Source organism: Paenibacillus nanchangensis (assembly GCF_046543445.1).
GTDB lineage: Bacteria > Bacillota > Bacilli > Paenibacillales > Paenibacillaceae > Paenibacillus_AQ > Paenibacillus_AQ nanchangensis.
The window spans coordinates 106,085-121,131 of record NZ_JBHOFD010000006.1 but is presented as its reverse complement, the minus strand read 5'-3'; the positions used below and the strand labels follow the sequence as shown (position 1 = coordinate 121,131).

12 protein-coding genes and 1 tRNA gene are annotated in these 15,047 nt (G+C 57.2%); 7 read left to right on the top strand and 6 right to left on the bottom strand.

Annotation, left to right across the window (positions count from 1 at the left end; translation table 11 throughout):
* Positions 1–161: 161 nt before the first annotated feature.
* Positions 162–959: an aminoglycoside adenylyltransferase domain-containing protein gene (locus tag ACE6ED_RS06315; RefSeq protein ID WP_410826253.1), complete on the top strand. Its 798-nt coding sequence runs from the start codon at positions 162–164 to the stop codon at positions 957–959.
* 170 nt (positions 960–1,129) lie between these two features.
* Here ACE6ED_RS06315 and ACE6ED_RS06310 read toward each other — a convergent pair whose 3' ends face one another.
* Positions 1,130–2,653 (bottom strand): methyl-accepting chemotaxis protein, encoded by a 1,524-nt coding sequence (locus ACE6ED_RS06310; protein WP_410826252.1) that lies wholly within the window; start codon positions 2,651–2,653, stop codon positions 1,130–1,132.
* A gap of 342 nt (positions 2,654–2,995) precedes the next feature.
* Between ACE6ED_RS06310 and ACE6ED_RS06305 the strand changes: the two genes are divergently transcribed.
* Both ACE6ED_RS06305 and ACE6ED_RS06300 read left to right on the top strand, forming a co-directional pair.
* On the top strand, positions 2,996–4,609 hold the full coding sequence (locus tag ACE6ED_RS06305; RefSeq protein ID WP_410826251.1) for an SWIM zinc finger family protein: 1,614 nt from the start codon (positions 2,996–2,998) through the stop codon (positions 4,607–4,609).
* The gene (locus ACE6ED_RS06300; protein WP_410826250.1) at positions 4,606–7,980 is read left to right on the top strand and encodes an SNF2-related protein; all 3,375 of its coding nucleotides are present in this window, start codon (positions 4,606–4,608) and stop codon (positions 7,978–7,980) included. The genes ACE6ED_RS06305 and ACE6ED_RS06300 overlap by 4 nt, the downstream gene beginning before the upstream one ends.
* A 178-nt stretch (positions 7,981–8,158) precedes the next feature.
* On the opposite strand, the gene ACE6ED_RS06295 is transcribed toward ACE6ED_RS06300, so the two are convergent.
* The 3 genes from ACE6ED_RS06295 to ACE6ED_RS06285 all read right to left on the bottom strand — a co-directional run bounded on the left by ACE6ED_RS06295 (position 8,159) and on the right by ACE6ED_RS06285 (position 10,124).
* Entirely contained in the window at positions 8,159–8,467 is a 309-nt protein-coding gene (locus ACE6ED_RS06295) for a GNAT family N-acetyltransferase (RefSeq protein ID WP_410826249.1), read from the bottom strand.
* Between the two features lie 196 nt (positions 8,468–8,663).
* Complete coding sequence (locus ACE6ED_RS06290) at positions 8,664–9,002, bottom strand: DsrE family protein (RefSeq protein ID WP_410826248.1); 339 nt, start codon at positions 9,000–9,002, stop codon at positions 8,664–8,666.
* A gap of 18 nt (positions 9,003–9,020) precedes the next feature.
* Positions 9,021–10,124: a threonine aldolase family protein gene (locus ACE6ED_RS06285; protein WP_410826247.1), complete on the bottom strand. Its 1,104-nt coding sequence runs from the start codon at positions 10,122–10,124 to the stop codon at positions 9,021–9,023.
* A 173-nt stretch (positions 10,125–10,297) separates the two neighbouring features.
* Between ACE6ED_RS06285 and udk the strand changes: the two genes are divergently transcribed.
* From udk to ACE6ED_RS06270, 3 genes are all read left to right on the top strand, one after another.
* Entirely contained in the window at positions 10,298–10,936 is a 639-nt protein-coding gene (gene udk / locus ACE6ED_RS06280; RefSeq protein ID WP_410826246.1) for a uridine kinase, read from the top strand.
* 247 nt (positions 10,937–11,183) lie between these two features.
* Positions 11,184–11,387, top strand: a complete 204-nt coding sequence (locus ACE6ED_RS06275; protein WP_410826245.1) for a helix-turn-helix transcriptional regulator — start codon at positions 11,184–11,186, stop codon at positions 11,385–11,387.
* On the top strand, positions 11,384–11,815 hold the full coding sequence (locus ACE6ED_RS06270; protein WP_410826244.1) for a hypothetical protein: 432 nt from the start codon (positions 11,384–11,386) through the stop codon (positions 11,813–11,815). The genes ACE6ED_RS06275 and ACE6ED_RS06270 overlap by 4 nt, the downstream gene beginning before the upstream one ends.
* Before the next feature lie 68 nt (positions 11,816–11,883).
* Here ACE6ED_RS06270 and ACE6ED_RS06265 read toward each other — a convergent pair whose 3' ends face one another.
* Positions 11,884–13,281, bottom strand: coding sequence for an MATE family efflux transporter (locus ACE6ED_RS06265; protein WP_410826243.1), 1,398 nt, complete (start codon positions 13,279–13,281; stop codon positions 11,884–11,886).
* Between the two features lie 394 nt (positions 13,282–13,675).
* A tRNA-Leu gene (locus ACE6ED_RS06260) sits at positions 13,676–13,760 on the bottom strand.
* A gap of 229 nt (positions 13,761–13,989) precedes the next feature.
* On the opposite strand from ACE6ED_RS06260, the gene ACE6ED_RS06255 reads away from it, so the two are divergent.
* A complete protein-coding gene (locus tag ACE6ED_RS06255; protein WP_410826242.1) occupies positions 13,990–14,889 on the top strand; it encodes a fumarylacetoacetate hydrolase family protein in 900 nt (299 codons plus the stop codon).
* Positions 14,890–15,047: the final 158 nt, after the last annotated feature.

Below are 15,047 nucleotides of genomic sequence, written 5' to 3'. Positions count from 1 at the left end.
GAGCCAGGCCGCCAAATTTAAACATGTCCGGATCGATCCGGCTATTCCCGGTCACCGGGAATTTACTGTACACTTGTAAAAAAGGGAACTCCGTCAGCGGAATTCCCTTTCTTTTTTACCATATTCTTATTAAACAGACTGGCAAATTGGAGGTGTATCATTTGAGCAAACGGCTCGATGCGCTGCTGGACAGATACAAAAACGAGATAGCCGGTATATTTGGCGAAAACTTAACCGGTATTTATTTGACGGGGTCAATCGTTTTAGATGGATTTCATGAAGGCAAAAGTGATGTGGACTGTACAGTGTTGCTAACAAGCCAGCCAAATGAAGTTCAAGCCGGGAAGATCAGAGAGACTCACCGCGTCCTATCGGCGCAATACAAAGATATGCCATTGGAAAGCCAATACATCGTGATAGACAGCATTCAAAAAAACGAGGCTGATACAGAACCCTTTTACAGCTACCATGACGGCAATTTGACGCTTGCAAAGTTTAACGCCAATCCCGTTACGTGGTTCACCTTAAAAAAGTATGGCCATACCCTTACCGGGACGCCCGCGGCAGATATAAACATCCCCATTACGATTGATGACGTCAAAAACTATGTAAAGGACAATGTGAATTCCTACTGGGCAAGCAAATTGCAGAAATTGCAAAAGCCGTTTTCCGTTGCCCGTATCTTTGCTTTGTCAGATCAAGCAGTGGAATGGTGCACGTGCGGGATTAGCCGGATGTATTATACGTTGCGTGAAAATGATATTGCTTCAAAAGACAGGGCAGCCGAATATAGCTTAATGCAGCTCCCTTCACCGTTTCACAGGATCTTAAAGGAAGCGCTGCATATCCGGACCGGCAAAGAAAGCCGGCAGTACCGCTCCCGTTTAAAACGCAGGGAAGACATGATTCAACACATGAAATATATGATAAAGACGATTAATGAAAAATCTACATCATGAGCGGATTGTGCTCAGCCCGTCAAGTGTGCTTCAAGGTTCTTCCGGCAGCCTGCCTGTTGCAGCTATGGTCAGGCACTTCAAACTGGGCATAAAAAGCGGCTCAAGGATCAACCTTGAGCCGCTTGGAGACATTTGGACTTCAATAATCGGCAAGGACATAAAACGTAAGCCTAGAGCTTGCGGGCAAATTCGATCAAGTCTTCCGACATCGTCCGGATTTCCGCCGATGTGGCATCAACCTGCTGCGTCAAAGCCGCCTGCGACTGAGTCAGCATCGACATGTTGGAGATATATTCCAGAATTTGAGTGATCATCGACTTCATATCGTTCAGACTGTGTTCGATATTTTCGGTAGCATTGGCGCTGTGCACAGCCAGCTTGCGGACCTCGTCGGCTACAACGCCGAAGCCCCGGCCTTGTTCGCCCGCACGAGCCGCTTCGATAGCGGCGTTCAGCCCGAGCAGGTTGGTCTGATTCGCAATTTCCTTGATAAAACCGGAGATGTCCCGTGTTTCCTCCGCACTTTTTTGCACCCGGAGGGCAGCTTCGCTTGACTGTTCCTGCGCCGCCGCGATTTCCTGCGCCTGGGAGCTGACCGATTTCACGCCTTCAACCAGGTCGCCGATCGCCTCGGACAAATCCTGCATCTGCTGCGTCATCTTCTGAACCATGGCGTCTTTGTTTTTTTCCAGCGTAATGTCACGGATGGTTCCCGCAACCCGCAGCGGAACGCCGTTTTCATCCCGGATCGTCTCGCCTGTAGCATGGTACCAGCGGTATTCGCCGGTTTTTCGTTTGAGCCGGTATTCATCATTAAAGGTCGTGGTGCACGTATAGTCGTTCAGGTAAGCGCCAAACTCCGCTACGGCGTCTTCCGCATCATCGGGATGCAGCCGGTCGCTCCAGCTGCTCAGCTGGCTCGGGAAGTCCTCCTCGTCCGTAAAACCAAGCGTACTGCGGAACTGCGGCGACCACCAGATTTTATTGTTCATATTCACAACATCCCCGGCAACAACCGTCATGTCCCACGGTGCTTCAATCAGCGCCCGGTTGATCAGTTCGTAACGCTCAATATAGGCGTTGTACTTTTCGTCGGCGGTCTGTTCTTCGTGAATGTCATACAGCACGCCAACAAACTTCAGCGGCCGTCCTTCCGCATCACGAAGCGCTGTTGCGACCGCACGTACCCAGCGGAATTGTCCATCCTTATGGCGCATGCGGTATTTCAGGTCAAATGCCGTCTGTCCGGTCCGGTCCAGCATGTGGGCGGCGAAGGCATCAAGCACCTGGCCGCTTTCTTCAGGGTGCAGACTGCCGACCAGGCTGTCAAAAGTGTTGGGGTATTCCGCTTCACTGCTGTAGCCGAGCAGGGAGCGGAACTCGTCCGTCCAGATATAGAGGTTGTCCGGATGCTGGTAGTCGCCCTCCATGACAATCATTTCCCACAGTCCAAACCGCACTGCTTTGGTCACGAGATCCATCCGGTCTTCAGCGGCCTTTTTTCTGCCGTTAACCGCGTTTAGAATCCGGTTGATATACCCTGCAAGCTCCCTTCCCTCCGGCGCAGAAACTTCGAGTTCATAATCCCCTTTAAAATCCGGCCGCTCCGCCTTCTCCGCCAAATTCCGCGCCGCTTCAGTCAACTCTGCCAGCACGCCGTTTGTTTCCGGAGCTGTCGTCCGCATAAATCGCATTTTGATTCCCACTCCTTTTATCTTGTTCATGCCTATTTATCTAATTCATAGTTCTTCTCTGTTTATCGGAATATTTAAAATTTTTCATGACGAAAAAACGCAAAAAAACAAGGTTCCTGACGCCTAATTTCCAGGTCGCTTCCAGCATGTTCCTTTTTTTCCGGCCTAAAGCAGATTAATGGGGTTTCGCGCCTTTCCGTCTGCTCCGCTTTCTTCAGCAGGCGGACAATATAAACAGCTGCGCAGGGCCGTGTCTCCGGTAAAAAGAGAACATGCGTACGGCTCCGCCATATCGTGGTATAATGGGGGATATGTCCGATAGATCCGACAGGAGAGGTTGTTATGCCCTTTCAATTCGACCTGGACGATGCCGGCTGGGACCGGCTGCTCCGGGATACCGCTTATTATTTTGACGACCTTACCCTCAAAAAAGGGTTCCAATATTTCAAGCAGGGCCGCGTCCGTTCACTCACATCGGCCGGTGCGGCCGGATTAACCGCGCTTGTGCAAGGCAAAGCGGACTACGCTTTGGAGCTGAATCCCGCGGATTTGTCCGCCGGGCGCTGCGACTGCCCGGACGATCCGCCCTGCAAGCATATGGCCGCCGCGCTGCTTGCGCTGGCGGACCGGCTCGGGCGGCCCGTGCTTGCCTTGGCCAACGCCAGGGCGGCTGTTCACCGGCGCACGCTCGCCCCGCCTGCGGCACAGACCGGCCGCCCCGCTCCCAAACGGGCGGAATCCGGTCCGCCGCCTGCGGCCATGAACGTCGCCGAATGGCACGCGCTGTTTGCGCGAAGTACGTCATCGCTTGCGCAGACGCCGCGCAACCAGGAATACGCCCGCCAGGCGGCGCTGCTGATTTACCGCAGCAAGCCGCCGATGACACCGGCCGCAAGCCGCCTGTTTGAGCTGCATGCTTCGCTGTACATTCTGGAGTCGCTAACGCGGCCGGCCGTGCAGGTTCCCGGAAGATACGTCTCCCGTTCGCTTGGTTACCATACGCATCTGGCGGCAACTGATCTGCAGAACGGGATCGAACGTTACCTGGAGTCCAAGCTGCCCTCCGGCGCGGAGGCAGACGAATGGCCGCGGATTTTGGACACACTCGCCTATCTGCGCCGTCTGATGCTGACGGAGGCGGACGGCGGCGCTTATTTTTATAACTGCTATGAGCTGCTTTGGAGCAACTGGCTGGACCCCCTTCGCCGGGGCGAACCGCTGTACCGGGACGAGCTGGACCGGCTGGATGCGGCTGAGATGGAGCTGGGCGCCGCCTTGTCCCGGCCGTCCTGGCTCATGGCCCGCGTTGCCATGCTGCTGCGTCTGTCCGAAGACGGGGAGGCCTGGACACTGCTCCGGCAGGCGGCTGCACTGCCCGGCTTTGAGCCCGCCCGTCTGTCCCCGCAGCTTCAGTCGCTTGCCGAAGCCGGGGACTGGCCCCGTCTTACGCGCTGGCTGGGCGAGATGGCGCAGCTTGCGCAAGGCCACCGTTTTTACGATTACCGGGCCTATGCCGCCTATTGGAGGGAAGCGATCCAGCACCTGCCGGAGAAAGAGCCGCAGATGTGGGGCTCCCTGGCGGCACTGCTCCCCCACTCGCGTGAAGTATACGCGGAGCTGCTGCTGTCCAGCGGCAAATGGCGGGAATGGATGGATTTTCAGCTCAGTTCGGGGGCAGAGCCGGCGCATTTTCGGGTGGCCGATCTGGAACCGCTGGAGAAAAACGCGCCGGAGACGCTGCTGCCCTTCTATCACCAGGCTGTTGAACGGCTGGTGGCGGAGAAGAACCGGAGCAGCTATAAAGCGGCCGTCCGCCTGCTTAAGCGGCTGGCCAAGCTCTATCACAAAATGAAGCGGGAAGATCGCTGGGACGACTTCTTCCAATCCTTTCTGCAGCAGCACAGCCGGCTTCGGGCGCTGCAGGAAGAGCTTCGGAAAGGAAAACTGATCGCATGAACGCTTACTTCCGCAGTGCGGCCGTAGGGCTCGGATTCAGCGAGCACGGCGACGCGCTGCTGTACGGGCAGAGCCAGCAGGGCCATGAACTGGACGGCTTGACGCTGAAGCGGCTGCTTTTTGCCTGGCATGAACCTTCCTTTTATGGAACAAGCCTTGAAATCCAGGATGCCGGAAGAATGGAGCTGGTCGTCCTGCCGGCAGAGCTGGTTGTGCCTTTCCTTGCTTCCAGACCGTGGCTGTCCCACGTCCAGTGGAGCTGGAAAGGGCTCGCCGCGCCGCTGGTGAAGCTTGCCCCCCGGCTCGCCGAGCAGATCGAGGAAGCGCGCTACAAGCCCAGCTTGTCCGCTTACCGCCGGGGCCGGCTGGAGTGGACTTGGGACGAGCGCTTTTGGGCGGATGACGAAAGCGCGCAGGAGGCCCTTGGGCAGATCGGTGAAGATGCCGATGTGCTGCTTGGCCTGCGCGCCGCCTTCTCCGCCGCCGTGTATGCCCGGCACTACGGCACGGAAGCCGCGGCGGCCGACCTGCGCCGGGAGCATCCGCTGCTGTTCGACCGGAGCGGCGCGGCCGCAGCGGGGATGGACGAGGAGGCGTGGCTGGTGGCGGTCGGCTGGAAGGCCGACGTCGCGCCGTTCCGCCCGGCCGTGCAGCTGCTCGAGCCGGAGGAAGACCGGCCGGAGTGGCGGCTGAACCTTGTCCTGCAGGACAAGTGGGACGCCTCCCGGCTCGCCCCGCTCCGGCTGGACGGCTACGGCGACCCGCACGGAGACTGGCCGGACGCGTGGGAGCCGTTCGTCAGGGAGCGGGCGGCCGGCTGGGCGGAACGCCTGCGCGCGCTGCTGCCGGGCGCTTCGGCCGGGCGGACCGGCGACGTGCTTGGGCGGCCGCTCACCAGCGAGGCCGCCTGGCGCTTCCTGACGGCGGACAGCCGCCGTCTGCTGGAGGCCGGCTGGGTCGTGCTGCTGCCGGCCTGGTGGGAGACGGCAAGCCGCCGCAAACCGCGCCTGCGGGCCAAGGTCCGCCCGGAAGAGGGCGAGTCGCGCGGCGGCGGCGAGTCCCGCTTCGGTCTAAACGCGCTGGTCGAATTCGACTGGCGCGTCTCCATTGGCGAAGCCGACCTCAGCGAAGCCGAGTTCGCCGAGCTGGTCGCGCGCGGCGAACGGCTGGTCCGCTTCCGCGATCAGTGGGTGCCGCTTGACCCGGCGCTGCTCGCCCAGATTCAGCGGGCGATGCAGGGCATCGACCGCAGGCGGGGGATGTCCTTTCAGGACGTGCTGCAGCTTCATCTGCTGCGGGGCGGCGGAGCATTCCGCGCCGGGGAGAATCAAGAGGAAGCCGCGCTGGAGGAAGAGGATGACGGCCGCCTGCAGCTGGAGGTGGAGCTGAATGCGCATCTGCTGGAGCTGATCGGCAAGCTGGGCAGCCAGGCGGAGTGGCCGGTGCCGCCGGTGCCGGCCGGACTTCAGGCGCAGCTGCGGCCTTATCAGCAGGAGGGCTTCGGCTGGCTGGCATTTCTCCGCCGCTTTGGTTTAGGGGCCTGCCTTGCCGACGATATGGGCCTCGGCAAGACCGTGCAGCTCATCTCCTACCTGCTGCATGTGCAGGACGAGACCGCGGAAGCGCCGGGGCCCGGCGAAGCGCCCGCGCTGATTATTTGCCCGACTTCGGTCCTCGGCAACTGGCAGAAGGAGCTGGCCCGGTTTGGCCCTTCGCTGCGGGTGCGGCTGCACTACGGCCCCCGCAGGGCAAGCGGCAATGCCTTCACCGCCGCGCTGGCCGAAGCGGATGTAATCCTGACCTCATACGCTACCGCATCGCTGGATCAAGAGCTGCTGCAGAGCTTTACCTGGAATGCGATCTGTCTGGATGAAGCGCAAAATATCAAAAACGCCAACACCCGCCAGTCGGTTGCCGTGCGCAGCTTTCCGGCACGCCACCGGATCGCCTTGACCGGCACGCCGATTGAGAACCGGCTGGCGGAGCTGTGGTCGATCTACGACTTCATTACGCCCGGTTATCTGGGCAGCCAACGCGCGTTCCAGGACCGGTTCGCCGGCCCGATCGAAAAAGAGGGGGATGAACGGCGGACGGCCGAGCTGCGCAAGCTGGTCAAGCCGTTTATGCTGAGACGCAAGAAAAAAGATCCCGCCATTCAGCTGGATCTGCCCGATAAAAACGAAATGAAAACCTATGTGCCGCTGACCGCTGAGCAGGCTGCGCTGTACGACCAGACGGTGAACGGGCTGCTGGACAGCATGAAGGATCTGGAGGGCATGCGCCGTAAAGGAGCGATTTTGTCCGCGTTAACCAAGCTGAAGCAGCTCTGCGACCATCCGGCTCTGCTGACCCAGGAGCCGCAGCCCGTCGAAGAGAGCCTGCAGCCTGCGGAGACAGCGGTGAAGCCAGCGGCGCAGCTTGGCACAGTCACGGCCGGGGAGGCCTCCGGACCGGGGGCAGCAGCGGAGCCATCCCGGGCGGCCGGAACGGCTGGCGGGCTTGCCGGCGGCATGGAGGGTCCGGCGGCGGAAGCTCCTATCGCTGCGGAACGCACCGTTAGCCGGGCACCGGAAGCTCCTTTAGCTGCCGAACGCACCGCAGACTCGACGCCAGACTACGCTGCCGACAAAACCGCCAGCCCGGTGCCGGAAGCCCCTTACGCCACCAGCGGCACGGCCGACCCGGCACCGGAAGCTCCCTACGCTGCCAACGGCACCGCAGACTCGAAGCCGGAGACTCCACACGCTGCCAATCGCTCCGCTAGCCCAACGCCGGAAGCTCCCTATACCGCCGCAAGCACCGCCGCCCTGGTCGCCCGCTCCTCCAAACTGGAGCGCCTGCTGGCCATGGTGAAGGAGCTGCGGGCTGCGGGCGAACGCTGCCTTATTTTTACGCAGTATATCGGAATGGGCGAGATGCTGAAGTCTATCCTGGAAGAAGAATTGGAGGAGCCGGTCTTTTACCTGCATGGCGGCACCTCCAAAACCGCCCGCGACCGCATGGTCGATACCTTCCAGTCGCCGGACGGCGATGCACCCGGACGGCCGGGTGTGTTTATCCTGTCGCTTAAAGCCGGCGGCGTCGGGCTTAATCTCACAGCGGCCAACCACGTGTTTCACTTCGACCGTTGGTGGAATCCCGCTGTGGAGAACCAGGCAACCGACCGGGCCTACCGGATGGGCCAGACCCGAGATGTTCAGGTGCACAAGTTCATTTCACTTGGCACCCTGGAGGAGCGGATCGACGAAATGCTGGAGAGCAAACAGCAGCTCAGCGACAATGTAATCTCCAGCTCGGAAGGCTGGATCACGGAGCTCTCCGACGATTCGCTGCGGGAATTGTTTACCCTTCGCAGGGAGTGGGTCGGTTAACGTCCGCCCCCCTGGTTTCTTCACAAAAAAACCTTAAGCAAGGTCACCTGCGCCTTCCCGGCGCAGCGCCTGCTTAAGGTTTTTTTCATCCCGCCCATGTACTTGTGGGTAGTTCATTACGATGTCCAGCCGCAGGGCCGTCCAGGCGTAAATATAACATCCAGCTTCGGGCTAGCCGTTACGGATTCCGTTTCCATACGTCGGAATACCCCGGGTCCCGTTTGAACTGGGTCACGGCGTAAGAGCACACCGGCACGATTTTGGCGCCTTCGGCTCTGGCCTCATCCGCAACCCGCTGGAGCAGCCTGCGGGCGATACTGCCGCCCCGGTACTGCGGATCGACATACGTATGGTCCAGCAGCCACGTTCCATCCTCCACCGGGACAAACGTGATTTCGCCGATGTTTTCTCCTTCCAATCGCATAAAAAAGGCATTTTCCGCCTTCTCGATTACGCCGATTTCATCCGGCCGTTCGCTTGCTGTCATGTGCCTCTCTCCTTTGCGCCGGGCTGAACGCCCGTGGATAATCTTTTATTACCCTGTTCGGCTCCATCTCTATAATGATGGCTTATCCGCCGCCATTTATACCCTCCGGTCCAATGTGCCCGCTCACCGGCGCAAACAAGGAAGGTGCTGCACAAACGCAGCGCCGCTCCGCCCGGTTTCCTTTCAGCTTTTACACTTACCGTATCGTTAGGACCTCATACGGCTCCGCCAGCTCCAAAAACCGCCCCATGCTCGACACTTCCCCCACCGACAGCGCTTCGCGGATTCCGTAATAATCAACGCAGGTTCCGCACGCCAGCACCGGCACGCCCCGTTCCTCCAGCTCTTTCAGATGAAGCGACGCCAGCGATTGCTCCGTCAGCGCCAGCACCCCCCGGTTAACGCAGAATACCGCCGCGGGCAGCGGGTCTTTTTGTTTCAGCAGCGTAAAAAAAGTCTCCAGCAGCTGGGTGCCCAGCTCCCTTTCCCCGTCACCCAGACTGTCCGTATTCAGAAAAATCACTTTATTGTTCATCACGTTTTCTCCCCTCGGTTAATCATTCTGGCGAAGCCGGCTCATTTTGACGTTCAGCAGCTCCATGCCTTCACGCAGCCGTTTTCCCGGGATCTGCCCATACCGGTCCCCGATGCTGATTTCGCAGTAGCAGGCGTCCGGGCCGGCTTCTCTCAGCGCTGAAGATAAGGCAATGCCGCTTTCCTCATAAAACGAAACAAGCACCGGCTCAATGTGCTCCTTCGATCCGTCAAAATACAAATGAAACATATTGGACACAGGCACCTCCGGCAGCGTCCGGACGCCGGCACAGCCATTCAGCAGCCCGGCCAGCTCCCGTGCCTGGACATAATACTGTTCCATCCGGTCCGCGCGCAGGTTGTAGTAATAGTCGGCCGAAACAATATAAGGATAAAGGCTGATCAGATCGCCGCCGTGTCTTCTTTTCCACACCTTGGACTTGGCCGTAAATTCCCGGCCCCCGGCCAAAATTGCCCCAGCGATTCCGCCAATCCCCTTATACAGGGAGATATAGACGCTGTCGAACAGCTCGCATACCTGAGCCGCGGTCTTGCCGTAATACGGCAGCACTTCGAGCAGCCTCGCCCCGTCCAAATGCAGCCGGATGCCCTGCTTCCGGCAGTATGCTGAGATCGCTTCAAGCTCCTCAAACGCCGGCAGCTGACCGCCGATTTCACGCTGCGGCAGCTCCAGCAGCAGGCAGGCAATTTTACCGCCGATGCCCTGAACATCCTCCAGTGTAATCAGCCGCTCCCTGTCGGCCAGCAGCAAAGGCTCAAGCCGGTGCAGCTCGCGCAGGCCGTCTTCCTCATGGATCTCCAAATGGCAGAGCGGGTGATAGGCCACTCTGTTTGTTCCTTTTTCATCACACCAAATCCGCAGGGCTATCTGCTGGGCCATCGTTCCGCTCGGAAAAAACACCGCCGCTTCCTTCCCGAGCAGCGCCGCAAACTTGTCCTGAAAACGTTCGATCACTTCCCCCGATCCGTACATGTCGCTGTCCAGTTCGTCCGCCACCTGCGCGAACGCTTCCTTCAGCACTCCTGCGTTCCGCCTGCCGTGCGCAGGTACCGGATACTCCGCCCGGGCAAACGCCTCCTGCAGGGTCAATCTCTGTTCCATCTTCTGCCGCCTCCCTCAAATTGCTGTCTTTTTTACTATACCACTTTGCGCTTGTACGGGCGCCGCCCCATTGTCCCTAAAATTGCCTTTCTCTCCGGATGAAAATTGAACGGCCATATGCTACAATACTGGAATGGCAACGGCTAATGTTTAGGGAGGGTTAAGATAACGCCATGCTGATTATTGGAATCGCCGGCGGCACAGGCTCCGGCAAGACGACGGTAGCCCGCTCCGTCATTGACCGTCTCGGATACGAGTCCGGCAAAGTGACGTTTATCTCTCAGGATAATTATTATAAAGACCATTCGTATCTCGAAATGGCCGAACGCGAAAAGATCAACTACGATCACCCTTTCGCTTTTGACAACGATCTTCTGATCGAGCATCTCCGCTGCCTCAAAACCGGGAACAGCGCTTATGCGCCAGTGTATGATTTTACAGTTCACGCCCGCTCCACGGACAGCACCGTTGAACTGAAACCAAACAATATCGTCATCATTGAAGGGCTTCATGTCCTGTCTGACGAGAAGCTGCGGGCCGAGCTCGACATCAAGGTGTTTGTCGATACCGATCCCGATGTGCGGATTCTGCGCCGGGTACTCCGGGACATCGAAGAACGCGGCCGCACGATTCAATCGATTCATAATCAGTACCTCAGCACGGTCAAGCCGATGCACGAAGCGTTTATCGAACCGTCGAAGAAGTACGCGGACCTGATTATCCCGGAAGGCGGGCATAACGAGGTCGGCATTCAGCTTCTCTCCGTGCTTACCCAAAAATATCTGAACGGCGAAAAATGGACAGGCGCTTAGCCTGTCTTTTTTCTTTTTCCAGGTCCAATTCAGGGCAGCCGCAGGTCCTCGAAGGGCCTGTTTTTTATGACGCGATGGGTTTCTGTAGATTCGGCATTACTATTCGGCAATAACAGATATAGCACTACCAGGCCGCCAACCCCCTGTAAGTTGCATGATGGAAAGCCAGCTTTACATCTTACTGCTCTAGTGCTACAATCGAAATGGAAAGTCCACTTTACATCATAAGCGTTGACGGGGTGCGGAAATGAAAAACCGGCTGGAGGAAATACGGAAGCTTCAGGGAATCAAGCAGGAGGAGCTGGCGGCGGCGCTGGAAGTCTCCAGACAAACGATCGGCTCGCTGGAGAACGGCCGGTATAACCCGTCCATTTTGCTGGCCTTTAAGATCGCCAGGTATTTTGGAATGACCATTGAAGAAATTTTTATTTATGAGGAGGATACAAAATGAGCATAAAGCGACACAGGGGCGGGTATGCGCTTTTGGGGTTTGCCGGTGCGGTGCTGCTGTATCTGGGCGGTTTCCGGTTGACCGGAGAGAAGTGGGAGATGGCGGGCAGTTTGTGTATCGGTTTAGGGGCCGCGTTTGCCGCCATCGGCCTAGGGAACTTACTGCGTTCCTTTCTGATATCTCCAGCCAAGAACGAGCAGCTTAAACGCCAGATGCAGGTGGAACGGGCCGACGAGCGGAATATACGCATCCGGGAAAAAACCGGTTATATGACAGGAAAAATAATGAACTACGCCCTAAGTCTCCTTGTCGTCATCCTCGGATTCCTGCGCGTCGACCGGACTGTTATTATTCTTGCAGCTTCCCTGCTGCTGCTGGAGGGAGTACTGGTCATCGGGTTCTCTAACTACTACTCGAGAAGACTATAGCAGTTAAGCCATAATCGGCATTAAAATTCATATAACACAGAAGATGATGACGTATTTAAGTCAGGGGTTCAAATCACCCGATGGCGATACCACTTATCGCCCAGGAACCGGCGAACAAAAACAAAACCTCTGACGCCCCACTCACAGTTCATCGCCACCCAGACGCCAAGAATGCCGAAGCCGAACACGATACCCAGCAGGTAGCCGAGCACCACCCGGAACAGCCACATGGACAGCATGGAGACCATCGAAGTGAATTTGGAGTCTCCCGCGGCCCGCAGCGCCGAAGGGGTGATGAAGCTGACGGACCAGAGCGGAATCTGGGCCAGTGTATTCACAAGAATAACCCAGAAAATATCGTCAATAATCTCAGCCGGCGGGTGGAACAGCGAAACAAGCGGATGGAAAAACGGCAGAATCAGCATTCCCATTAGCGCAAAAGACAGCGAGGCGAGCACCAGAAACGATTTTACAAATTTCCGGGCATCGTCCACATGCTGGCGCCCCATACACTGGCCTACCACCGTAATCAGCGTCAGCGACAGTGCATTGGCCGGAATCTGCATCACGCCCGCAATCGAGGAGCTGATGGCATTGGTGGCGATGGCGAACGTGCCGAGGCTGACGATAAAGACCTGGGTCAACATTTTACCGCCGTTAAAAAACATCTGCTCCGCCGCAAACGGCAGACCGATAAACATAATCCGCTTCAGCATGGAAAACTGAACGGCGAACAGGTCCTTCACCTTGATCCGCAGGCTCGCATCCAGCCGGAACAAATAATACAGCGCGCAGGCGGCCGCCAGATAACGGGCTGTATTTACGGACAGCGTCATGCCGAAAACACTCAGTTGCATCCCGTTGATAAAAACAAAGTTCAGCGCCACATACGTCAGGTTCATAATCAGCGACAGCACAAGCGACGCTCTCGTCCGTCCGATTCCCCGGAGCGCGCCGCATACTGCCTCAACAATGCCGATGCCGAGAAAAGAAATGCAGCTTCCGATCAGATACGTCCGCGCATGGGACATAACCGCAGGTTCGGCCGCGCCGAACAGCAGCCTCAGCAGCGGATTGTGGAACAAGATGACGATCAGGCTGACGCCAGCGGCCAGCAGGGCCACCGAAGCCGCGGTTCCCGCCGCTGCTTTGGACACCATGGCATCATTGCCGTTCCCCTTGTACTGGGCTACGACAACCGTACCGCCTGTGGAGACCGCAATAAAGACGCTCAGCAAAAAGATATTCAGCGAATCGATCATGTTGACGGCGCTGACCGCGTCGACGCCCGCCGAGCTGATCATGGCCGTGTTGACCACATTCAGACCGACGATAAACATCTGGTCAATCAGGATCGGTATAAACAAAGCGATTATCTGGCGGTAATCCATAGTTGCCCCGGAGAAGTATTTCTCCAGCAGCCCCTGAATCCGCCCAGGTTTTGGTTGCATTGCAGGTTCTAGCATACTTTCATCTCTTTTGTATTGGAATGTGCCAAGCCAAAGACGATGCAAACGAAAGAAAAAAGGCCCTTCTGCCGAAGAGCTCCCTTGACCGTGCGCCAGCGCTATTAAAATTTGCTTCTTTGTTACTAAATCTTCATTACCTGTTAAACAAAGAGATTCCTGTTCAGGAGAGTTAACGCCGGCCAATCCGCAGGGCTTTCTGCATGGCTGTGTATAGCTTCTGTCCGTTATAGACCTAAAGCGCTTATGTCATTGTAGCACAGTCAAGAAATATGTAAAGGGTAACGAAAAAACGTCACAAGCTTCCGCCATTATTTCTCTACCCTGCCTTTGAATACACAAAAAAGACCCGTAATCGCCTGAACGATTACGAGCCGCTTGATTGTTAAGGGAATGCGGTCGAGAGGACTCGAACCTCCACGGGGGGTTAGCCCACACGGACCTGAACCGTGCGCGTCTGCCAATTCCGCCACGACCGCATGACACTAAGTAATGCAGCAACGAAAATTAATATACCATATAAATTTGAACATGACAACTCTTTTTACAAAAAAAATCCGCCTCAGGGCAGCGGCAGTTATTTCCGTGCGTTTCGGAAGCGCTCCTTGTATACTTTGGAGGAATCGGGCAGTGCAAAAAAGCAGGCTGCCAAACCGATATAGCAAGCCGGCCAACCTTTATGCAACCAGCCAAAGGAGGATAAAGACTATGAAGCTGTTAACCTACTTCGAGCAGGGGAAGGAACGTCTCGGCATCCGGACAGACAGCGGTGTAATTCCTGTACTTCCCGGCAAGGAACCGCCCTTATTATATGAAGGAACGCCCCTTCCCCTAACTGTTCGGGAAGCCATTGAAGGCGGGATTCCGGCAGTCAAAGCACTTGAGGCCTATGCATCGGCTTATTCATCCAGCCCACTGAACGAAGCAGAGCTTGCTTGGGGACCCTGCGTTCCGGGGACCGGAAAAATCGTCTGCGTTGGTCTGAACTACCGCAGACACGCCGAAGAAACCGGCGCAGAGACTCCAAGCTCTCCTGTCCTGTTCAGCAAATTCAGCAATGCCATCGCCGCCCACGGGGACTCTATCGCCTGGCCGAGCGGAGTTACGTCGGAACTGGACTACGAAGCCGAGCTCGCAATCGTCATCGGCAGGAAGGCCAAAAATGTCGCCGTAGAAGATGCGCTGGACTATGTGTTCGGATACTGCTGCGCCAACGACTTGTCGGCCCGGGATTTGCAGCGGCGGACCAGCCAGTGGATGCTCGGCAAAAGCCTGGACGGCTTTTGTCCGGTCGGCCCCTATCTCGTAACGGCTGATGAGGTCGGAGACCCAAACACGCTCGGTATTTCCTGCAGCGTAAACGGCGGGCTCCGCCAGCAGTCGAACACCTCCGACATGATTTTCCGCTGCGACGAAATTGTCAGCTACATTTCCCGGCATATGACTCTCCAGCCGGGCGATCTTATTCTGACAGGCACGCCGGAAGGCGTGGCGCTTGGCATGCCGCCCGAAACAAGAGCCTACTTGAAGGACGGCGATCAGGTCACCGTTTCGATCGACCGCCTTGGATCGCTTACCAACCGGATTGTTGAAACGAGAAATAGCTAAGAGGCGGCCTGCTCGCTCAGCGACTGGGAGTTTTGAGGTGAGATACAGTTGAGGACTAGCCCTTCCCTCCGATCGCCACCAACCGGATTGTTGAAACGAGGACCACCTAATCCCCAGCCGAAAAAGGTGCCCTGCCGTATGGCGGGCACCTCTCTTTA